Here is a 20871-nt window from a genome sequence, read left to right on the forward strand (position 1 = left end):
CACAGATGACGGCGTACACGGACGGCGGCGTTCACAGGTGGCGGCGTCGGCCGGCCGCGTGACGCTCGTACTCCTCCCGGGCTTTGACGGCTGCCGGGCGGGTCGCGGTCTGGGCTACGGGCACATCCCACCACGCCTGTGGCGCGGGCGCGCCGGACACTGTGTCGGCTGTTTCCGTCTCCACATAGACACATGTGGGGCGGTCCGAGGCACGGGCGGTGGCCAGCGCTTCCCGCAGCTCACGGATGGTGCGGGGGCGGAGCACGGCCATCCCGAGGCTGGCGGCGTTGGCGGCGAGATCCACCGGCAGCGGGTCGCCGGTGAAGGTGCCGTCCGCCGCCCGGAAGCGGTAGGCGGTGCCGAAGCGCTCGGCGCCCGTCTCCTCGGAGAGCCCGCCGATGGAGGCGTAGCCGTGGTTCTGGATCAGCACCAGGTTGATGTTGATGCCTTCCTGCACGGCGGTGACGATCTCGGTGGGCATCATCAGATACGTACCGTCGCCGACCAGGGCCCAGACCGGGCGGTCGGGGGCGGCGAGGCGCACTCCGACGGCGGCCGGGATCTCGTAGCCCATGCACGAGTAGCCGTACTCCAGGTGGTACTGGCGCGGGGAGCGGGCCCGCCACAGCTTGTGGAGGTCGCCGGGGAGGGAGCCCGCCGCGTTGACGATCACGTCCTCCTCGCCCACGACGGCGTCCAGGGCGCCGATGACCTGGCTCTGCGAGGGGCGGGCGCTCTCGTCCTCCGCTGCGTACGCGCGGTCGACGGCCTCCTCCCAGCGGCTCTTGCCGACGCGGTACTCCGCCTCGTAGGCCGCGTCGACACGGTGGCCGCGCAGGGCGCCGGTGAGCGCTTCCAGCCCGGCGCGGGCGTCCGCGACCAGCGCGGCGCCGCCCATCTTGTGGGCGTCGAAGGGCGCGATGTTGAGGTTGAGGAAGCGGACCCCGGGCGCGGCGAAGAGAGTGCCCGAGGCGGTGGTGAAGTCGCTGTAGCGGGTGCCGACACCGATCACCAGGTCGGCGGTGCGGGCGAGGTCGTCGGCGACGGCCGTGCCCGTGTGGCCGACACCTCCGACGTCGGCAGGGTGGTCGTGGCGCAGCGAGCCCTTGCCCGCCTGGGTGGAGGCGACCGGGATGCCGGTGCTGTCGGCCAGCGCCTTCAGGGCGTCCTCGGCCCCGCTGTGGTGGATCCCGCCGCCCGCGATGATCAGGGGGCGGGCGGCGTCCCGTACGGCGCGGGCGGCCTCGGCGAGCGCGGAGGCGTCCGGCGCGGGCCGGCGGACGTGCCACACCCGCTCGGCGAAGAAGTCCTCCGGCCAGTCGAAGGCCTCGGCCTGGACGTCCTGCGGCAGGGCGAGGGTGACCGCGCCGGTGTCGACGGGGTCGGCGAGGACGCGCATGGCCTGGAGGGCGGCGGGGATCAACGCTTCGGGGCGTACCACCCGGTCGAACCAGCGGGAGACGGGCCGCAGGCAGTCGTTGACCGAGACGTCTCCCGCGTACGCCGCTTCGAGCTGCTGGAGGACGGGCTCGGCCGGGCGGGTGACGAAGGTGTCGCCGGGCAGGAGGAGGACCGGGAGGCGGTTGATGGTGGCGAGGGCGGCGCCGGTGACGAGGTTGGTGGCGCCGGGGCCGATGGAGGTGGTGACGGCGTGCGCGGACAGCCGGTCGTTCTGCCGGGCGTAGCCGACGGCGGCGTGCACCATGGCCTGCTCGTTACGGCCCTGGACGTACGGCATGCGCTCGCCGCCGGTCTCGAGCAGGGCCTGGCCGAGGCCCGCGACGTTGCCGTGGCCGAAGATGCCCCAGCAGGCGGCGATCAGCCGGTGCCGCCGGCCGTCCCGCTCGGTGTACTGCTGGGCCAGGAACTCCACCAGGGCCTGGGCGACGGTGAGTCGGCGGGTGGGCGTAGGGCTCATCGGGTTCCCTCCGGCGCTTCATGGAGCGGCAGTCGCGGATCGACGGGCCGGCCGGGCCAGGTGTCCCGGATCCAGGCGTGGTCGGGGTGGTCGCGGATCAGCCACTCCCGCTTCTCGCCGGGGCCCGCCATGACGTTGAGGTAGTACATGTCGTGCCCGGGCGCGGCGATGGACGGGCCGTGCCAGCCGTCGGGGATCACGACGGCGTCGCCGCTGCGCACTTCGGCGAGGACGTCCGTTTCCTTCCCCGGGCCCGAGGGCGTCACGCGCTGGTAGCCCAGGCCTTCCGTGCCATGGGCGGGAGCGATCTCGAAGTAGTAGATCTCCTCCAGCTCGGACTCCTCGCCGGGGCGGTGCTCGTCGTGCTTGTGGGGCGGGTAGGAGGACCAGTTGCCGCCCGGGGTCAGCACCTCCACCGCGATCAGCTTGTCGGCCTCGAAGACCCCCGCCGCGGCGAAGTTGTGGACCTGGCGGGAGCAGTTGCCGGTGCCGCGCAGTTCGACGGGGACCTCGGAGGCGGGCCCGTACCGGGCGGTCAGCCGGCGCTCGCAGCGGGCTCCGGCCAGGGCGAAGCGGCCGCCCCCGTCCGAGGTGATCCGCGCGTGGGCGTCGCGCGGCAGGTACGCGAAGTCGGTGACGGCGGCGAACACGCTGTCGCGGCCGTGCAGTCCGAACGTCTCGCCGTCGGCGAGGACCGTGCAGCCGCCGTTGAGCGGCAGCACGATCCACTCACTGTCTCCGGTGTCGAAGGAGTGGCTGCCGCCGGGGGGCAGTTCGAGCACCCGCAGAGCGGAGTGGCCCCAGCCGGCCCGCTCGGGGTCGATATGCAGCGCGTACGGCCCGTCGGCCGTGCTCCCGGCCGGGAGGTGGTGGCGGGGACCGGGGTGGGGTGCGGTGGTCATACTCGAGTCTCCTGCGGGAGTGCGGCGGTTCAGAGCAGGCCGACGGCGGTGTCGACGGCCGCGGCGACGTCCCCGTCGGCCGGGTAGAGCAGCGAGCGTCCGACGACCAGGCCCTGCACGGTCGGCAGCCGCAGCGCCTTGCGCCACTTCTCGTAGACGCCGGCCTGCTCCTCCGGGGAGGTGCCCACCTCGCCGCCCAGCAGCACGGCAGGGAGGGTCGAGGTCTCCATGACGGCGGCCATGTCGTCCGGGTTCTCGGTCACCGGCACCTTCAGCCAGGTGTACGCGGAGGTGCCGGCGAGGCCGGAGGCGATGGCGATGGACCGGGTGACGGCCCCGGCGCTCAGATCGTTTCTGACCCTCCCCGCGACGCGGCGGGATATGAAGGGCTCGACGAAGACGGGCAGCCGGTGCTCGGCCATCTCGTCGATGGTGCGGGCGGTGGACAGCAGGGTGGTGAGGGAGCCGGGGTCGTCGTAGTCGATCCGCAGCAGCAGTTTGCCCGCGTCGAAGCCGAGCCGCGCCAGGTCCCGGGCACGGTGGCCGGTGAAACGGTCGTCCATCTCGAAGACGGCGCCGGCCAGTCCGCCGCGGTTCATCGAGCCGATGACGACCTTGTTGTCGAGCGCGCCGAGCAGCAGCAGGTCGTCGAGGATGTCGGCGGTGGCGAGGACGCCGTCGACGCCGGGGCGGGAGAGCGCCAGACAGAGCCGTTCGAGGAGGTCGACACGGTTGGCCATCGCCAGGTCGCGGTCGCCCACGGCGAGGGCGCCACGCGCGGGGTGATCGGCCGCGATGATCATCAGTCGGCCGCTGTCACCGATCAGGGGTCTGCGGAGGCGGCGGGCGGCGGCCTCGCCGATGGCCTCGGGGTGCCGGGTCCGCACCGTCACGATGTCGGAGATACGGATGGTCACAGGAGGGCTCTCTCTCGGGTGTTCGTGGGCCACGGCGGTTCCGGCCGGGGTCACGGACGGGGTCACGGCCGGGCCAGGAGGTCCTCGACCTCGGCCTCGGTGGGCATCGCGGAGGAGCAGGCGAGGCGGGAGGCGACGATGGCTCCGGCGGCGTTGGCGTACCGCATGGTGCGCTCCAGGTCCCAGCCCGCGAGCAGCCCGTGGCACAGAGCCCCGCCGAAGGCGTCACCCGCGCCGAGACCGTTGACCACCTCCACGGGGACCGGTGGGACCTCGGCGCTGGTGCCGTCGCGGTGCACGGCGAGGACCCCCTTGGGCCCCTGCTTGACGACGGCGAGTTCCACGCCCGCGTCGAGCAGGGCGAGGGCGCAGGCCTCCGGCTCCCGTACGCCGGTGGCGACCTGGCACTCGTCGAGGTTGCCGACGGCGACGGTGGCATGTGCGAGGGCTTCCGCGTAGTACGGGCGGGCCGTGTTCATCGGGTCCTCGCCCGGCCAGAACACCGGCCGCCAGTCGAGGTCGAAGACCGTGGTGCCCGCCTTGGCGCGGGCCGCGAGGGCGGCGAGCGTCGCCCCGCGGCTGGGCTCCTCGCAGAGCCCGGTGCCGGTCATCCAGAAGATCCGGGCCGCCCGGATCGCGTCCAGGTCCAGCTCGTCGGCGGCGATCTCCAAGTCGGGCGCCTTGGGCTGCCGATAGAAGTAGAGGGGGAAGTCGTCGGGCGGGAAGATCTCGCAGAAAGTGACCGGGGTCGGATACCGGTGCACCGGGGTCACCCAGCGCTCGTCCACCCCGAACCCGCGCAGCGCCTCCCGGATGTAGTCGCCGAACGGGTCCTCGCCGGTGCGGCTGACGAGAGCCGTACGGCGGCCGAGCCGGGCGGCCGCGACGGCGACATTGGCGGGTGAGCCGCCGAGGAACTTCCCGAACGTCTCGACTTGCGCGAGGGGCACACCGGTCTGCAGCGGGTAGATGTCCACCCCGGTCCTGCCCATGGTGACCAGGTCGTAGGGATGGGGTGGTACGGAGGATTCCGCCACGGGAGAGTGCAGCATGCGCGCCCCTTCGCTTCGCTCGGCCGAACCGCCCGGCCCGACCGGCCCGGTCACAGGTCTAGCCGTGCCCCTCGGACGCTGTCAATGGTTTGTCCTTACATACGGACGTGGCGGACCGCTGCTGAATGGATCCGCCGCTGACGAGATCCGCCGCTGATGGATCGCCGTCGGCGGATGGCCGCTGGCGGATGGCTGCTGATCGAATTGACGTTACGTCCTTATGTCAGGACGAACTCTTGACACCCATGGGAGCGAGGTGGAGGCTACGCGGCATGACAGCCACCCCGCCCCTGTCCTCGTCTCCTGCTCTCGACCGGATCCGGGTCGGCTCCGCCCCTGACTCGTGGGGGGTCTGGTTCCCCGACGACCCACGGCAGGTGCCCTGGCGGCGCTTCCTGGACGAGGTCGCACAGGCGGGATACTCGTGGATCGAACTGGGCCCGTACGGATATCTCCCCACCGACCCGGCGCGGCTGACCGAGGAGGTCGGACGCCGCGGGCTGAAGGTCTCGGCCGGAACGGTCTTCACCGGGCTGCACCGCGGACCGGCCGTCTGGGACTCCACCTGGGAGCATGTCGCCCGGGTCGCCGAGCTGACGCGGGCCATGGGCGCCCGGCACTTGGTCGTCATCCCCGCCTTCTGGCGCGACGACAAGACGGCCGAGCAGCTCGAAAGCCCTGTTCTCACCCCGGAGCAGTGGCGGGATCTGGCCGGCGGCATGGAGTGGCTGGCGCGCGAGGTGCGGGAGCGGTTCGGTCTCGAGATCGTGGTCCACCCGCATGCCGACACCCATATCGACGGCGAGGAGAACGTCGCCCGCTTCCTCGACGCGACCGACTCCGACCTGGTCAACCTGTGTCTGGACACCGGGCACTACGCCTACTGCGGCGGCGACAACGTCAAGCTCATCGAGACGTACGGCGAGCGGATCGGCTATCTCCACCTCAAGCAGGTCGACCCGGAGATCCTTGCCGACGTCGTCCGGAACGAGGTCCCGTTCGGGCCGGCGGTCCAGCGGGGGGTGATGTGCGAGCCGCCGAACGGGGTACCGGAACTGGAGCCCGTACTGGCCGCGGCGCAGGGCCTGGGAATCGATCTGTTCGCGATCGTCGAACAGGACATGTACCCGTGCCCGCCGGACAAGCCCTTTCCCATTGCCGAGCGGACCCGCCGCTTCCTCCGCGGCTGCGGCGCGTAGCCCCTGCGGCGTGGGGGCTCTGCGGCGCGGGGGCTCTGCGGCGCGGGGCCGGCTGCGGTGATCCGGGGACGCCGGAGGCCGAACGCTACCCGGCCGGAGCCAGGACGGGGCTCGGTCGGGGGGTCGCTCGGGGCAGGACGCGGTCGGGGCTCGGTCCCGGGCCACCTCGGGGCAGGGCTCGGTGGGGGCTCGGTCCCGCGCAGCCTCGGGGCAGGGCTCGGTGGGGGCCGCGGCCCGGGCAAGTGCGGCTCGACGTCACGGCTCGGGCCCCGTGACCATGTCTCGGTCGTGACGGCGAACGGTACCCAGCGGACGGCGAACGGCGGTGGGCAGCGGTCATGGCGTCAACCGGCAAAGGGGCGTCACCCTACGGGCGTGGGCCCCGATCGGGGCGACGCTTCAGCCGGGCGCCGAGCCGACCGAAACATCACACACGACTCTCGAGGGACACCATGACGAAGCAGGGAACACTCGGCGTAGCCGTCATCGGCACCGGCCGGATGGGCGCCGACCATGTCCGCCGGATCACCGACGTGACCAGCGGCGCCCGGGTCGCGGCCGTCGTCGACATCGACGCCGAGCGGGCCAATCACCTCGCCGGCCGTATCGACGGTTGTACGGCCTACAGCGACCCGGCCGCCGCGATGACCGCCCCCGAGGTCGACGCGGTGCTCATCGCTTCTCCCGGACCGGCCCACGAGGCCGCGCTCCTACGGGCGTTCGAACACGATCTGCCGGTGCTCTGCGAGAAGCCGCTCACCCCCGACGCCACCTCCGCGCTGCGGGTCATGGAAGCGGAGCAGAAGCTCGGCCACCGCCGGGTCTCGGTCGGCTTCATGCGCCGGTACGACGCGGAATACCTGAAGCTCAAGGCGCTGCTCGACGGCGGACGGTTCGGCCGGACCCTGATGCTGCACTGCAGGCACCGCAACGTCTCCACCCCGCCGGGTTTCACCAACCAGATGACGATCAACGATTCGGTGGTGCACGAGATCGACACCACCCGTTGGCTGTTGGATCAGGAGATCACGGCCGTGACCGTGCTCCGCCCGACTCCCTCCACCGCTGCCCCCGAGGCGCTGAGCGACCCGCAGCTCGTCCTCTTCGAAACCTCCGGCGGCGCGGTCGTGGATGTGGAGATCTTTGTCAATTGCGGCTTCGGTTACCAGGTGCAGTGCGAGGCCGTGGGCGAGTCCGGCAGCGCGCGGATCGGCGACGGGCACCACATGGTCACCAACTCCGCGGGCCGCTGGGGCGGCGAGATCGACCAGGACTTCGTCTCCCGATTCGCGGACGCGTACGACCGCGAGGTGCAGCGCTGGGTGGACGCCACCCGCCGCGGTGAGACGGAGGGCCCCAGCGTCTGGGACGGCTACGCGGCGGCCGCGGTCTGCGAGGCGGGCGTACGGGCCCAGACCACCGGCGAGCGCACCGCCACGACTCTGGTCGAGCGCCCCGCCCTCTACCGCTGAAGTCCCGGACGAAAGGCAGGGGATCCCCATGCGCATCGGCTTCCTCGGCGCGGGCCGCATCGGCGCCTTCCACGCGGAGGCTCTGCTCGGCACGGCCGGTGTCGACGACGTGCTGATCGGGGACGTGGACCACGGCCGGGCCGCCGAACTGGCCGAGCGGATCGGGGCGCGGGCGGCCGAGTCGGTGGACTCCGTCTTCGCGGCGGACATCGACGCGGTGGTGATCGCCACCGCCACCGCCTCGCATGCCGAACTGATCACCCGGGCGGCACGCGCCGGACTGCCCGCCTACTGCGAGAAGCCCATCGCCCTGGACCTCGCGGGGACGCTGAGCGCCCTGCGGGAGGTCCAAGCGGCCGGAACCGTACTGCAGATGGGGTTCCAGCGGCGGTTCGACGCCGGCTACCGGGCGGCGCGGCAGGCCCTGAGGGAGGGCAGGCTCGGCCGTCTGCACACCATCCGGGCGCTCACCTCCGACGCGGGTCCGCCGCCCGCCGCCTTCCTCCCGCTCTCCGGCGGGCTGATCCGCGACTGTCTGGTACACGACTTCGACGCCGTACGCTGGCTGACGGGCCGGGAGGTGACCGAGGTGTTCGCCACCGGTGCGAACGGTGGGGCCGCCTTCTTCCGGGAGGCGGGGGACGTGGACACGGCCGCCGCCCTGCTCACCCTGGACGACGGCACCCTCGTCACCGCGACCGCCACCCGCTACAACGGCGCCGGTTATGACGTACGCATGGAACTCGCCGGCGAGCGCGACCAGTTCGTGGTCGGGCTGGACGCCCGTACACCCTTCACCTCCGCCGAGCCGGACGGACCCGCCGCTCCCGAGCACCCCTGGACCGGTTTCCTCGAGCGCTTCGCCCCCGCCTACCGGGCCGAACTGGCGGCGTTCGTCCGGGCGGCCCGCGGTGAGGCCCCGAACCCCTGCTCCGGTGAGGAGGCCCTGCACGCCCTGCTGGTCGCCGAAGCCTGTGAACTCTCCCGTGCCGAACACCGCCCGGTCCGGCTGACAGAGATCGGCGAGCGGATCACAAGTCTCCTCCGACGGGTCTCGGCGAGCTGATCACGATGTTCGTTTGATCCGACAAAGTTCTGCGAGCGGATCCGGGGTCCAGCCCGACGGAGATCGGCCAGCGGACCCCAGGTCCCGGCCGGCGGAGGTCGGTGCGCGGGCCGAGGGTCCCGTCCGACAGAGCGACTCCACGAGTTGTTCACCAGTCTCGTCCGAGGTGATCCGCGACCGAGTTCCGCCGGTCCCGTCCCACTCCTGCGGCCCCCGACTCCAGCGCCAGTTGTCACCGGTTCGCGAAATTCCTGTCACAGCCGGTCGACAGCCCTTCCTCGCGGTCACTCCCTGTCGTTCACCGGACACAGGCTGACTGATCATCAGCGGTGGCATCGCAGCTCCCCCGCCGGCTCCCCGGGCCGCCGCTGCGGTATCCGCGAGGAGGTGCGTTCGGATGACCGACCGAAGGCTGTGGTCCTACAAGGAGATCGCGGCACATATTCGCGTACAGACCGACACCGTCCGCTCCTATCGGAAGCACGGGTTGCTGCCGCCCCCCGATCTCGTGGAGGGCGGCAAGCCCTACTGGTACGCCGACACGATCCGCACCTGGGTGTCCAGACGGCCGGGCAACCGGGGAGGCCGTCGCTAGGGAGCCTGTTCGGGCGGCTTCGCGGGTCCGGGAGGTTCGCCCCGACACCGCCTGCACCACCCGGCTCGCGGGACAGGGTCAGGAACGTCCGGCGCCTACCGGGTCCTTGTCCGATGCAGGCTCCCGGCGTGGATCCGGGTCGTGCTCCGCCGGGCCCTCCCCCTCGCTCAGTCCGATACGGGCATGCAGTCGGCGCAGCGGTCGCGGCGCCCACCAGGTGGCGCGCCCGGTGAGCCGCATCACCGCCGGAACGAGCAGACTGCGCACCACCATCGCGTCCATGAGGACGGCCAGGGCGATCCCCAGGCCCAGCATCTTGGTGTTGGTCACCCTCGATGTGCCGATGGCCACCATGACGACGGCGAGGATGACGGCTGCCGCCGTGATGAGCCCACCGGTCCGCCGGAGCCCGAACACCACCGCACCGTGATGGTCACCGGTCCGGTCGTACTCCTCCTTGATCCGGGACAGCAGGAAGACGCCGTAGTCCATGGACAGCCCGAAGGCGACGCAGAACATCAGCACCGGGAGGGTGGTCTCGATGTCACCGGTGGAGGTGAAGCTCAGCAGTCCGGACAGATTCCCGTCCTGGAACACCCACACCACGGCGCCGAACATCGCGGTGAGACTGAGGGCGTTGAGGATCACCGCCTGCAGGGGTATCAGCACACTGCCGGTGAGCAGAAAGACCAGCACAAGGGTGACCACCGTGACGATCGCGACGGCCCACGGCAGCCGGTCGGCTATGGCGTCCTTGGAGTCGACCAGAACGGCGGCCGTGCCAGTGACCGAGGTGCGGAACGGCGGGGACTCCGCCCGGATCTCCCGCACCAGGTCCTGGCCGGCGGCGTCCACGGCCTCGCCCTCGGGCAGCACGCTGATCTGGGCCGCGCTGCCCGTACTGCGGGCCGCCTCGGCGGGCCCCGGCTTCCGGGTGCGCTCCCCCTGGACGTACTGGCCTGTCGGGCCGTCCACCCGCAGCACGCCCGGCAGTGCAGAGATCCGGCTGCTGTAGTCCGCCAGCTCCGGGGCGGACGGACCACCCTCCGCCAGCACCTCCACCGCGCCGCCGGGGCTGCCCGGGAAGCCGTCGCGTATGTGCTGCTGGACGACATGGGACTCCGCCGTCGAGGGCAACTGCCGGTCGTCGGCGGTGCCGAAGCGTACGCCCAGGAACGGCAGTCCGAGCAGCACCAGCACTCCGGTCGTGGCGACCGCGAAGAACGGCGCGCGTCGCATCACCAGCCGGGCGATGCACGCCCAGCCCCTTCCGCCGCTCTCCTTGCCCGGCCGCCCGCGGCGCAGGAGCTTGCGCAGGTCCAGTGCGTTCACCCGGTGGCCGAGGAGGACGAGAGCCGCGGGCAGCACGATGAGCGCCCCGGCCGAGGCGAGCAGCACCACAGCGATCCCGGCGTAGGCGAAGGAGCGCAGGAAGTACTGCGGGAAGACCAGCATCGCGGCGAGCGAGACGGCGACGGTGAGCGCGGAGAAGAGCACGGTGCGCCCGGCGGTCCGCAGGGTCGCGGCCACGGCGGGCAGCGGCTCGGCCCCGGCGGCCAGCTCCTCACGGAACCGCCGGACGATGAACAGGGCGTAGTCGATGGCGAGGCCGAGGCCGAGCGCCGTGGTGAGGTTCTGCGCGAAGACCGATACATCGGTGAACTCGGTGATACCGCGCAGCACCGCGTCGGTGCCGAGGATCGCCACGATGCCGACGCCCAGCGGCAGCAGGGCGGCAATGGCGCTGCCGAAGACCATGACGAGCAGCACGAGGGTGACGGGCAGGGCTATCAACTCGGCCCGCAGCAGGTCGTCCTGGATGGTGGTCTGCAACTCGTGCCGGACCGCCACCGGTCCGCCGAGGGACACCTCCACCGGGCCGTGCTTCCCCCGGAATTCCGGTGCGATGCGCTCGAGCGTCTTCGACGTGGCCTTCTCGTCCCCCGTGAGCCGCGCGGTGATCATCGCTTCACGGCCGTCCTCGGCGCGCAGCGCGGGCGAGCGGGTGGCCCAGTAGGAGGAGACGCCGGTGACGGACTTCTCCTTGCCGAGACGCTCCGCCAGCTTTCCCGCCTCCGCGGCGACGGCCCGGTCGTCCACGCCTGCCCTGCCGCTGTCGACCAGGAGTATCAGGTTCGGCTGAGAGGCCGGGAATGCGCGCTCCAGAGCCGTTCTCGCATACGAGGACTGGGCGTCCGGCGCTTCCCAGCCGCCGCTGCCCATCCGGTCGGCCACGCCGCTTCCGGCCACTACGGCGAGCGCGGTGAACAGCAGGGCGAGCAGCAGTGAGATCCGCGGCCGGGCGGTGACCGCCCTGGTCCAGCCCCCGATCCGCTGGTTGACAGCAGACATCGCGCAGGTGTCCCCTTCCCCCTTGGTTGCCATAAGCTGGCAAATACGAGCGACCGCTCGCGTTCCCCAACAATGCGAGCGACCACTCGTGTTTGTCAACCGCCCTCAGAGATCCGGGGATGACGCGTGTCGGACACCGAGCCAGCCGAGGCCGAGAAGCCCCGCCGCCGGCAGGCGCGCGGCGAGCGCCGTATGGCGCAGCTGCTCGACGCCGCTGCCAGCGTGTTCTGCAAGGTGGGGTACACCGCGGCGAGCACCAACGCCATCGCTCGCGAGGCAGGCGTCTCACCCGGGACGCTCTACCAGTTCTTCCCGAACAAGGAGGCCATCGCCGTCGAGCTGGGCGAGCGCCTCACCCATGGGATGCGCGAGGCGGTCGGCCAGGTCCTCGACGAAGCCAACACCGCGCTCCCGCTCGCGGAGATGATGGACGCCGTCATCGACCCGCTGATCGAGTTCAACTGCCAGAACCCGGTTTCCCTCGCTCTGATCCACGGCTCCGATGTGCCCGGCAGAATCGTGGAGGCGCATGACGCCCTGCACGCGGCCCTGTTGGCCCGGGTCGAGGTGGTCATCGCCCACTACGCCCCCGGGCTGCCCGCCGAGGACCGCGTCCGCACCGCCCAGATGGCGTTCGCGCTGTTCAAGGCCGGGCTCGAGCTCGTCCTCGCCCATGAGGGCGCCGAGCGCGAGGCGTACGTGGCCGAGGTGAAGGCCTCGCTCTACCGCTACCTCGCCCCCATCGCCGAGGCAGGGGCCGGGGCGGAGTCGGTCCCGCACTGACCACCGCCCGGCGCCCCGGAGCGCGTACGTGCCCCGGGGCGAGCGTGCGGTTACCTGCTCCGGCTACTTCCCCGGGCACGCGGAGGCACAGCAAGTACTGCCCACCGCCTCGCCGTTCGCGCTCACCCCGTCAGGGCGTCCGAGCGGCGGTGGAGCGGGCGCCTGGCCGCCGCGGGCGACCACGACCGCCGCCGCCCGGTCGCGCGAGCGCCTCGTACGGCCGGTTGCCGCCTGCACCAGTCCGCCCGCCCCGGCCACCAGCACCGACACCCCGATCCCGAGCGCGACGGCGTAGAGCGGTTCACCCGCCGCCGCACTGCCCAGATAGCCGAGACCCACGGAGTACGTCGCCCAGAGCGCCTCCGCCACGCCCGCGCCGATCAGATACCGGCGCACGGGATAACGGACCACACCTGCCGCGAGCGCGGCGACCAGCCGACCGCCGGGCAGGAACCGCGAGGCGATCACGAACGGCACTCCGTACCGCTGTATACGTGCGGTCGTCCACTCCAGGAGGACCGTGCGCCTGCGGTTGCGCCCCATCCAGCCCTGCACCGGGCCGCTGAACCGGCGGCCCGAGAGGTTCATCAGCAGGTCGCCCAGGAGGGCACTGCCGGCGACGACGAACAGCACGAGCGCGATGTCCAGGCTCCCCCGCGACGCCAGAACCCCAGCGGCCACCAGCAGTCCGGAGTTCGGCAGCAGGGGCGGGACAGTCGTCAGCGCCAGCAGCGCGTAGGTCCACAGCACATCCATGACGCCCGTCCCTCATCAGGAGCCGCGCCACCCATCGCATCGGCCCGGAGGACGAAGCAGATGAATACGGGCCATTGGGATAAAGCCTACTCGGGGGAGTCCGGGCGAGCCTGAGGAGAGACCCTGGGGGAACACGCCCGCACGGACCGCCCCCGCACGGGAGGGGAATACCCCCTGGGGGTATGATGTTCCCACAAGGCACGGACTGCACCCGGAACCCCGGCACAGCCCGACGCAACCGGATGAGCACGACCCCCGTACGCACCGAACAGGAGAGAGCGCCATGACCGCCGAGACGACGACCGGCTCCGTCACCACCACCTACCGGGTCAGCGGTATGACCTGCGGTCACTGCGAAGGGGCGGTGACCGAGGAGGTCTCCACGCTGGACGGCGTCAGTTCCGTCGAGGCCGTGGCCGCCACCGGCCTGGTCACCGTCACCTCCTCGGCCCCGCTGGACGAGGAGTCCGTCCGCGCCGCGGTCGACGAGGCCGGTTACGAGCTCGTGGGCCGGGCCTGACAGCCTTCTGCCTGCCGGAATCCCCGCCGGGCGCGTACCGCCCCGCTCATACGGACGCCGTACGACCCGGCCCTTGCTCCCAGGAGACTCGCATGACCAGCACGGCCGGCGCCGCCCCACCGGAGAGCACCGTCACGGACACCTCTCAGGTCGAACTCACGATCGGTGGGATGACCTGTGCGTCCTGCGCGGCACGCCTTGAGAAGAAGCTCAACCGGATGGATGGCGTCGCCGCCACCGTCAACTACGCCACGGAGAAAGCGAGAGTGGCGTACGGCCCCGGGGTCGAGGTCGCCGATCTCATCGCGACCGTGGAGCGGACCGGTTACACGGCCGAGCAGCCGCCGCCCCCCGAGCCCGAGGACCGTCCCGGGAGCGACCGGCAGGCCGCCCAGGACGGAGAGCTCACCCCGCTGCGCGAGCGGTTGCTGGTCTCGCTCGCGCTGTCGGTGCCCGTGGTGCTGATGGCGATGGTTCCCGCACTGCAGTTCGACAACTGGCAGTGGCTCTCCCTGGTGCTGGCCGCACCCGTCGTGGTGTGGGGCGCGCTGCCCTTCCACCGGGCCGCCTGGACCAACGCCCGGCACGCCACGGCCACCATGGACACCCTCGTCTCGGTCGGCACCCTGGCCGCGTTCGGCTGGTCCCTGTGGGCGTTGTTCCTCGGCGACGCGGGAATGCCCGGCATGCGCCACGGCTTCGACCTCACCGCCACCCCCGCGGACGGGGCGTCGACGATCTACCTCGAGGTCGCCGCCGGGGTGACCACCTTCATCCTCCTGGGCCGCTGGCTGGAGGCGAGGTCCAAGCGGAGGGCGGGCGCCGCGCTGCGGGCCCTGCTGGAGCTGGGCGCCAAGGACGTGGCCGTACTCCGTGCCGACGGCCGTGAGGAGCGCATCCCGGCCGGCCGGCTCTCCGTGGGCGACCGCTTCGTCGTACGCCCCGGCGAGAAGATCGCCACGGATGGCACGGTGGTGGAGGGCCGCTCCGCCGTGGACGCCGCGATGCTGACCGGCGAATCGGTCCCGGTGGACGTCGAGGTCGGCGACGCCGTGACCGGCGCGACGGTCAACGCCGCGGGCCGGCTGGTCGTGGAGGCCACCCGGGTCGGCGCGGACACCCAACTGGCCCGCATGGCCAAGCTGGTCGAGGACGCCCAGAACGGCAAGGCGGAGGTCCAGCGGCTCGCCGACCGGATCTCCGCCGTCTTCGTGCCGCTGGTGCTGCTGATCTCGGCCGGCACCCTGGTGGCCTGGCTGCTGACGACGGGCGAGGTGACCGCGGCCTTCACCGCCGCCGTGGCCGTACTGATCATCGCCTGCCCCTGCGCCCTGGGGCTGGCGACGCCCACCGCCCTCATGGTCGGAACCGGCCGGGGCGCCCAGCTCGGCATCCTCATCAAGGGCCCCGAGGTCCTGGAGTCCACCCGGCGCGTGGACACCGTCGTGCTGGACAAGACCGGCACGGTGACCACCGGGAGGATGACCCTTCAGGACGTCTTCACGGCCGACGGTGCGGCGGAACGGGATCTGCTGCGCCTGGCGGGCTCGCTCGAGCATGCCTCGGAGCACCCGATCGCCCAGGCCGTCGCGGCCGGAGCCGTCGAGCGCGCCGGCTCGCTGCCCGTACCGGAGAGTTTCGAGAGCGTCGCGGGGCTGGGCGTCCAGGGCCTCGTGGACGGACACCTGGTGGTCGTCGGCCGGGAGAAGCTGCTCGCGGAGCACTCGATCGAACTGCCCGAAGGGCTGGCGGAGATGAAGGCCACGGCCGAGGCGGAGGGCCGTACCGCCGTGATCGTCGCCTGGGACGGCGTGGCGCGCGGCGTGCTCACGGTCGCCGACGCCGTCAAGGAGTCGAGTGCGGAGGCGGTCGCCGAGCTGCGCCGACTGGGGCTGACGCCGGTGCTGCTCACCGGTGACCACGGGGCCGTGGCCGCATCGGTGGCCCGCGCGGTGGGTATCGAGGAGGTCATCGCCGAGGTCCTGCCCCAGGACAAGGTGGCGGTGGTACGCCGGCTGCGCGACGAGGGCCGTACGGTCGCCATGGTCGGCGACGGCGTCAACGACGCGGCGGCGCTGGCGACAGCGGATCTGGGCCTGGCCATGGGGACGGGCACGGACGCGGCGATCGAGGCGGGCGACCTCACGCTCGTACGGGGCGACCTCCGGGTGGCGGCGGACGCGATCCGGCTCTCCCGCGCGACGCTGGCCACCATCAAGGGCAACCTCTGCTGGGCCTTCGGCTACAACGTCGCCGCCCTGCCCCTGGCCGCCGCCGGACTTCTCAACCCGATGCTCGCCGGGGCGGCCATGGCGTTCTCCTCGGTGTTCGTCGTGACGAACAGCCTCCGGCTGAGGAGGTTCTCCTGAGCCGCACACCATCACGCCGGTCCCAGCTCTTCACATAACGCTGGGACTTTTACATAATCCCCACATGGGTCACAACACGTCTACGCAAGAGTCTCGATCTTCAAATCGAGGCTCTTGCCCGTGTTGGTGTACTTATGGCTAGAGACCCAGATCACAGTGAACCGCACGTAACCATTTCAGGGGGTCGTGAGTCTAACCGTGCGATGCTGCGCTCCCGGCGGAGTGAGGGCATCGGCCCGGACAGGGTCCGTCTTGGGGGACGGATCAGGTCGTGCGTGGCCGGGGCACGTGCCCGGGGAGCTTTGAGCGGCCCTCCCGTCCGTACGCGTCCCGGCAGAGCGCACAGGGGCATCTGAAGCTTCTGCGGCCAGCAGACGCCCGGCCGGATCCCGTGGGGGGAATCCGATCCGGGAAAAGGGAAGCGCCCCGCCGATCGACCCGTGGGGGGATCGATCGCGGGGCGCTTTCCGCTCTCCGCCGGCCCCGGACGACGCGAGGTCCACGGCAGCACGGACGGCGTGCGGCCCGGGAGGGTCAGCGCTTCTCGACGGGGACGAACTCGCGCTGGACGACGCCGGTGTAGATCTGGCGCGGGCGGCCGATACGGGAGCCCGGCTCCTTGATCATCTCGTGCCACTGGGCGATCCAGCCGGGGAGCCGGCCGAGCGCGAACAGCACGGTGAACATCTCGGTCGGGAAGCCCATGGCCCGGTAGATCAGACCGGTGTAGAAGTCCACGTTCGGGTACAGCTTGCGCTCGACGAAGTAGTCGTCCGCGAGCGCGTGCTCCTCGAGCTTCAGAGCGATGTCGAGCAGCTCGTCGGACTTGCCGAGCGCCGAGAGGACATCGTGCGCCGCCGCCTTGATGATCTTCGCCCGAGGGTCGAAGTTCTTGTAGACGCGGTGCCCGAAGCCCATGAGCTTCACGCCGTCTTCCTTGTTCTTCACCTTGCGGATGAAGGTGTCGACGTCGCTGCCGGAGTTCTTGATGCCCTCGAGCATCTCCAGCACCGACTGGTTGGCGCCGCCGTGCAGCGGGCCCCACAGTGCGCTGATGCCCGCGGAGATCGAGGCGAACATGTTCGCCTGCGAGGAACCGACCAGGCGCACGGTCGAGGTCGAGCAGTTCTGCTCGTGGTCGGCGTGCAGGATGAACAGCTTGTCGAGTGCGCTGACCACGACCGGGTCCAGGTCGTACTCGGCGGCCGGCACGGAGAAGGTCATCCGCAGGAAGTTCTCGACATAGCCGAGGTCGTTCCGCGGGTAGACGACCGGGTGGCCGACCGACTTCTTGTACGCGTACGCGGCGATCGTCGGGAGCTTGGCGAGCAACCGGATCGTCGAGAGGTGACGCTGCTGCTCGTCGAAGGGGTTGTGGCTGTCCTGGTAGAAGGTGGACAGCGCGCTGACCACGGAGGACAGCATCGCCATCGGGTGCGCGTCGCGCGGGAAGCCGTCGTAGAAGCGTTTGACGTCCTCGTGCAGCAGCGTGTGCTGAGTGATCTCGGTGCGGAACGCGGCCAGCTCGTCCACCGTCGGAAGCTCGCCGTTGATCAGCAGGAACGCCGTCTCGAGGAAGGTGCTGCGCTCGGCGAGCTGCTCGATCGGATACCCGCGGTACCGGAGGATGCCCTGCTCGCCGTCGAGGTAGGTGACAGCCGATTTGTACGCGGCGGTATTGCCGTAACCGCTGTCCAGGGTCACCAGACCGGTCTGGGCTCGGAGCTTGCCGATGTCGAAGCCCTTGTCGCCGACAGTGCTGTCGACCACCGGGTAGCTGTATTCGCCGTCCCCGTACCGCAGTACTACAGAGTTGTCGCTCACGTCATCCCTCACCGACGTTGTGCCTCTACTTCGAGGTGCCCTGACTATCTCCAGCTTCCCCCATTTGCCGCGTGTCCGTGCACTCGGGGTCGGCCGCAAAGCCCAAATGTGGCACGCAGTGCCGCGCGTGCGGGTGCCATCCTGCTCCCCTCCGCCCCGTTTAGGAAACGCGCTCGGGCCGGGAATCACTCCGTACGGCCCCGCTGAGGCGGTGATCCAGGGCCGTGCAGCGCCGTCCGGCTGAGACGGTCCTGACCGCCTGACCCAGCGCCTTGCGCGAGCCGACCAGCACGACCAGCCGTTTTGCACGTGTGACCGCTGTATACAACAAGTTGCGCTGGAGCATCATCCACGCGCTGGTGGTGACAGGGATCACCACCGCCGGATACTCACTGCCCTGCGAGCGATGGATGGTCACCGCATAGGCATGGGCGAGTTCGTCCAGTTCGTCGAAGTCGTACGGCACCTCCTCGTCCTCGTCCGTCAGCACGGTCAGCCGCTGGTCCACGGTGTTCAGCGAAGTCACCACGCCCACCGTCCCATTGAAGACCCCATTGGCGCCTTTGTCGTAGTTGTTACGAATCTGGGTGACCTTGTCGCCGACCCGGAAGATCCGGCCGCCGAAACGCCGCTCCGGAAGGTCGGGACGGGCGGGGGTGACGGCCTGCTGGAGCAGCCCGTTGAGAGCTCCTGCCCCGGCGGGCCCGCGGTGCATGGGGGTGAGCACCTGGACATCCCGGCGCGGATCGAGACCGAACTTCGCCGGGATCCTGCGGGCCACCACATCCACCGTCAGCCGCCCCGCCTCCTCCGTGTCGTCCTCGGCGAACAGGAAGAAGTCGGGCAGCCCCTGAGTGAGCGGCTGCACGCCGGAGTTGATGCGGTGCGCGTTGGTGACCACGCCCGACTGCTGTGCCTGCCGGAAGATCCGGGTGAGCCGCACCGCCGGGACCGGGCTGCCCGGTGCGAGCAGATCCCGCAGCACCTCTCCCGCGCCCACGGAGGGCAGCTGGTCCACATCGCCCACCAGCAGCAGATGGGCGCCCGGCGGCACCGCCTTCACCAGTTTGTTGGCGAGCAGCAGATCGAGCATCGAGGCCTCGTCGACCACGACCAGGTCGGCGTCCAGCGGCCGGTCCCGGTCGTACGCCGCGTCACCGCCCGGCTTGAGCTCCAGCAGCCGGTGCACCGTGGAGGCCTCCGCCCCCGTCAGCTCGGAGAGCCGCTTGGCCGCCCGGCCGGTCGGGGCCGCCAGGACCACCTTGGCCTTCTTGGCCCGGGCGAGCTCGACCACCGACCGCACGGTGAAGGACTTGCCGCAGCCGGGCCCACCGGTCAGCACGGCGACCTTCTCGGTGAGGGCGAGCCGCACCGCCTGCTGCTGCTCGGGGGCCAGGTCCGCACCCGTACGGCCGGCCAGCCAGGCCAGGACGCGGTCCCACTCCACGGCCCGGAAGGCGGGGAGCCGGTCCTCCTCGGTGCGCAGCAGCCGTCGCAGCTGCCCCGCCAGGGAGAGCTCGGCGCGATGGAAGGGCACCAGATAGACGGCGGAGACCGGCTCGCCTCCCTCAGGGCCGGGTACCGGCTCCCGGACCACGCCCTCCTCCTCGCCCGCCAGCTCGCCCAGCGAGTCGATGACCAGTCCGGTGTCGACCTGGAGGAGCTTCACCGCATCGGCGATCAGCTGCTCCTCGGGCAGATAGCAGTGGCCGTTGTCGGCGGACTGCGAGAGGGCGTACTGGAGGCCCGCCTTGACGCGGTCCGGGCTGTCGTGCGGGATGCCGACCGCCTGGGCGATCCGGTCGGCGGTCAGGAAACCGATGCCCCAGACGTCGGCTGCCAGCCGGTAGGGCTCGTTCTTCACCACCGAGATGGAGGCGTCTCCGTACTTCTTGTAGATCCGCACCGCGATGGAGGTGGAGACGCCGACCCCCTGGAGGAAGACCATCACCTCCTTGATCGCTTTCTGCTCCTCCCACGCCGCGCCGATCAGCTGGGTGCGCTTGGGACCGAGGCCCGGGACCTCGATGAGCCGCGCGGTGTCCTGTTCGATGACATCGAGGGTGTCGATGCCGAAGTGGTCGACGATCCGATCGGCGATCCTCGGGCCGATCCCCTTGATGAGCCCCGAACCGAGATAACGGCGGATGCCCTGGACGGTGGCCGGGAGCACGGTGGTGTAGTTCTCCACGGTGAACTGGCGGCCGTACTGCGGGTGCGAGCCCCAGCGGCCCTCCATCCGGAGGGATTCGCCCGGCTGTGCGCCAAGCAGCGACCCCACGACCGTCAGCAGGTCACCGCCGCCCCGGCCGGTGTCGACCCGGGCGACCGTATAGCCGTTCTCCTCATTGGCGTAGGTGATCCGCTCAAGGACCCCTTCGAGGACCGCCAGTTGCACCATGCAACGACGGTACCGCCGGGCACCGACAGCCCGTACGGCCCTGTGGACGGCCCGTCCGGCCGGTCACGATTCCGTTTCGGGGCATTGCCGCCAGGGGGCCGGGGGCATGCCGGTGGAGGGGACCGGCTCCGGCGGGGTGCCGGACGGCCTCGATCCCGTCGGGGCCCGCATGCCGGCCGCCGACTGTCGCCGCGGGCCGTGCGACCGTCGCGCGCGGGCCGGAGGAGTTCGGCAAGCTGACCGTAGGCAACGCCGTCAAGCTCGTTCCAGGATCGCCGGACAGCCCGGAAAGGAGCACGGATGCACGGCTACGACCTGCTGGTCGTAGGGTCGGCCAACGCCGACCTGGTGATCGGTGTCGACCGCCGCCCGGAGCCGGGCGAGACCGTCCTCGGCTCCGACCTGGCCACCCATCCGGGTGGCAAAGGGGCCAACCAGGCCGTCGCCGCCGCCCGGCTCGGCGCCCGTACGGCGCTCCTCGCCCGGATCGGAGACGACGCCCACGGCCGGTTGCTTCTGGAGTCCCTGCGCGCGGCGGGCGTCGACACCGTCGGGGTCCTGATCGGCGATGCTCCGACCGGGGTCGCGCTCATCACCGTCGACCCCTCCGGCGACAACAGCATCGTCGTCTCCCCCGGCGCCAACGCCCGGCTCACCCCCGAGGACGTACGGAACGCCGGCTCGTTGCTCGCCGCCGCGCGGGTGATCTCCCTCCAGTTGGAGATCCCGCCGGTCACGGTGGCGG

General features: G+C 71.2%; 16 protein-coding genes. 8 read left to right on the forward strand and 8 right to left on the reverse strand.

The window, feature by feature from the left end:
* Nucleotides 1-31: 31 nt before the first annotated feature.
* From iolD to iolC, 4 genes are all read right to left on the reverse strand, one after another.
* The gene (gene iolD, locus ACTWQE_RS24320) at nucleotides 32-1918 is read right to left on the reverse strand and encodes a 3D-(3,5/4)-trihydroxycyclohexane-1,2-dione acylhydrolase (decyclizing) (protein ID WP_443331163.1); all 1887 of its coding nucleotides are present in this window, start codon (nucleotides 1916-1918) and stop codon (nucleotides 32-34) included.
* On the reverse strand, nucleotides 1915-2820 hold the full coding sequence (gene iolB, locus ACTWQE_RS24325; protein ID WP_443331164.1) for a 5-deoxy-glucuronate isomerase: 906 nt from the start codon (nucleotides 2818-2820) through the stop codon (nucleotides 1915-1917). Before iolB ends, iolD begins: the two co-directional genes overlap by 4 nt.
* A gap of 29 nt (nucleotides 2821-2849) precedes the next feature.
* Nucleotides 2850-3737, reverse strand: coding sequence for a Cgl0159 family (beta/alpha)8-fold protein (locus tag ACTWQE_RS24330; protein WP_443331165.1), 888 nt, complete (start codon nucleotides 3735-3737; stop codon nucleotides 2850-2852).
* A gap of 62 nt (nucleotides 3738-3799) precedes the next feature.
* Complete coding sequence (gene iolC, locus ACTWQE_RS24335; protein WP_443331166.1) at nucleotides 3800-4789, reverse strand: 5-dehydro-2-deoxygluconokinase; 990 nt, start codon at nucleotides 4787-4789, stop codon at nucleotides 3800-3802.
* Between the two features lie 272 nt (nucleotides 4790-5061).
* On the opposite strand from iolC, the gene ACTWQE_RS24340 reads away from it, so the two are divergent.
* The 4 genes from ACTWQE_RS24340 (at nucleotide 5062) to ACTWQE_RS24355 (ending at nucleotide 9121) form a co-directional block, all read left to right on the forward strand.
* Nucleotides 5062-5988 carry a sugar phosphate isomerase/epimerase family protein gene (locus ACTWQE_RS24340; protein WP_443331167.1) on the forward strand — a complete coding sequence of 309 codons (927 nt, stop codon included), beginning with the start codon at nucleotides 5062-5064 and terminating at the stop codon, nucleotides 5986-5988.
* A 452-nt stretch (nucleotides 5989-6440) separates the two neighbouring features.
* The gene (locus tag ACTWQE_RS24345) at nucleotides 6441-7460 is read left to right on the forward strand and encodes a Gfo/Idh/MocA family protein (protein WP_443331168.1); all 1020 of its coding nucleotides are present in this window, start codon (nucleotides 6441-6443) and stop codon (nucleotides 7458-7460) included.
* A gap of 28 nt (nucleotides 7461-7488) precedes the next feature.
* A complete protein-coding gene (locus tag ACTWQE_RS24350) occupies nucleotides 7489-8526 on the forward strand; it encodes a Gfo/Idh/MocA family protein (RefSeq protein WP_443331169.1) in 1038 nt (345 codons plus the stop codon).
* A gap of 397 nt (nucleotides 8527-8923) precedes the next feature.
* Nucleotides 8924-9121 (forward strand): helix-turn-helix transcriptional regulator, encoded by a 198-nt coding sequence (locus ACTWQE_RS24355; RefSeq protein WP_443331170.1) that lies wholly within the window; start codon nucleotides 8924-8926, stop codon nucleotides 9119-9121.
* Between the two features lie 78 nt (nucleotides 9122-9199).
* Here ACTWQE_RS24355 and ACTWQE_RS24360 read toward each other — a convergent pair whose 3' ends face one another.
* Complete coding sequence (locus tag ACTWQE_RS24360) at nucleotides 9200-11473, reverse strand: MMPL family transporter (RefSeq protein WP_443331171.1); 2274 nt, start codon at nucleotides 11471-11473, stop codon at nucleotides 9200-9202.
* 192 nt (nucleotides 11474-11665) lie between these two features.
* Here ACTWQE_RS24360 and ACTWQE_RS24365 point away from each other — a divergent pair, with 192 nt between their 5' ends.
* Nucleotides 11666-12256 (forward strand): TetR/AcrR family transcriptional regulator, encoded by a 591-nt coding sequence (locus ACTWQE_RS24365; RefSeq protein ID WP_443331178.1) that lies wholly within the window; start codon nucleotides 11666-11668, stop codon nucleotides 12254-12256.
* Between the two features lie 63 nt (nucleotides 12257-12319).
* Here the strand turns inward: ACTWQE_RS24365 and ACTWQE_RS24370 are convergent, their stop codons facing one another.
* Complete coding sequence (locus ACTWQE_RS24370) at nucleotides 12320-13012, reverse strand: DedA family protein (RefSeq protein WP_443331172.1); 693 nt, start codon at nucleotides 13010-13012, stop codon at nucleotides 12320-12322.
* Nucleotides 13013-13295: 283 nt separating this feature from the next.
* Between ACTWQE_RS24370 and ACTWQE_RS24375 the strand changes: the two genes are divergently transcribed.
* Complete coding sequence (locus ACTWQE_RS24375) at nucleotides 13296-13532, forward strand: heavy-metal-associated domain-containing protein (protein WP_443331173.1); 237 nt, start codon at nucleotides 13296-13298, stop codon at nucleotides 13530-13532.
* A 92-nt stretch (nucleotides 13533-13624) separates the two neighbouring features.
* Entirely contained in the window at nucleotides 13625-15901 is a 2277-nt protein-coding gene (locus ACTWQE_RS24380; protein WP_443331174.1) for a heavy metal translocating P-type ATPase, read from the forward strand.
* 534 nt (nucleotides 15902-16435) lie between these two features.
* Here ACTWQE_RS24380 and ACTWQE_RS24385 read toward each other — a convergent pair.
* Nucleotides 16436-17725: a citrate synthase gene (locus tag ACTWQE_RS24385; protein ID WP_443331175.1), complete on the reverse strand. Its 1290-nt coding sequence runs from the start codon at nucleotides 17723-17725 to the stop codon at nucleotides 16436-16438.
* 160 nt (nucleotides 17726-17885) lie between these two features.
* On the reverse strand, nucleotides 17886-20126 hold the full coding sequence (gene recD2, locus ACTWQE_RS24390; RefSeq protein WP_443331176.1) for an SF1B family DNA helicase RecD2: 2241 nt from the start codon (nucleotides 20124-20126) through the stop codon (nucleotides 17886-17888).
* 300 nt (nucleotides 20127-20426) lie between these two features.
* Between recD2 and ACTWQE_RS24395 the strand changes: the two genes are divergently transcribed.
* The coding region (locus ACTWQE_RS24395; protein ID WP_443331177.1) for a PfkB family carbohydrate kinase at nucleotides 20427-20871 on the forward strand (445 nt) is incomplete at its 3' end.

This window comes from Streptomyces sp. 8N706, from assembly GCF_052245415.1.
Lineage (GTDB): Bacteria > Actinomycetota > Actinomycetes > Streptomycetales > Streptomycetaceae > Streptomyces.

Coding starts and splice junctions, on each gene's coding strand:
- iolD (WP_443331163.1), bottom strand. CDS start 1,918: ATGAGCCCTACGCCCACCCGCCGACTCACCGTCGCCCAGGCCCTGGTG.
- iolB (WP_443331164.1), bottom strand. CDS start 2,820: ATGACCACCGCACCCCACCCCGGTCCCCGCCACCACCTCCCGGCCGGG.
- iolC (WP_443331166.1), bottom strand. CDS start 4,789: ATGCTGCACTCTCCCGTGGCGGAATCCTCCGTACCACCCCATCCCTAC.
- ACTWQE_RS24340 (WP_443331167.1), top strand. CDS start 5,062: ATGACAGCCACCCCGCCCCTGTCCTCGTCTCCTGCTCTCGACCGGATC.
- ACTWQE_RS24345 (WP_443331168.1), top strand. CDS start 6,441: ATGACGAAGCAGGGAACACTCGGCGTAGCCGTCATCGGCACCGGCCGG.
- ACTWQE_RS24350 (WP_443331169.1), top strand. CDS start 7,489: ATGCGCATCGGCTTCCTCGGCGCGGGCCGCATCGGCGCCTTCCACGCG.
- ACTWQE_RS24355 (WP_443331170.1), top strand. CDS start 8,924: ATGACCGACCGAAGGCTGTGGTCCTACAAGGAGATCGCGGCACATATT.
- ACTWQE_RS24360 (WP_443331171.1), bottom strand. CDS start 11,473: ATGTCTGCTGTCAACCAGCGGATCGGGGGCTGGACCAGGGCGGTCACC.
- ACTWQE_RS24365 (WP_443331178.1), top strand. CDS start 11,666: ATGGCGCAGCTGCTCGACGCCGCTGCCAGCGTGTTCTGCAAGGTGGGG.
- ACTWQE_RS24370 (WP_443331172.1), bottom strand. CDS start 13,012: ATGGATGTGCTGTGGACCTACGCGCTGCTGGCGCTGACGACTGTCCCG.
- ACTWQE_RS24375 (WP_443331173.1), top strand. CDS start 13,296: ATGACCGCCGAGACGACGACCGGCTCCGTCACCACCACCTACCGGGTC.
- ACTWQE_RS24380 (WP_443331174.1), top strand. CDS start 13,625: ATGACCAGCACGGCCGGCGCCGCCCCACCGGAGAGCACCGTCACGGAC.
- recD2 (WP_443331176.1), bottom strand. CDS start 20,126: ATGGTGCAACTGGCGGTCCTCGAAGGGGTCCTTGAGCGGATCACCTAC.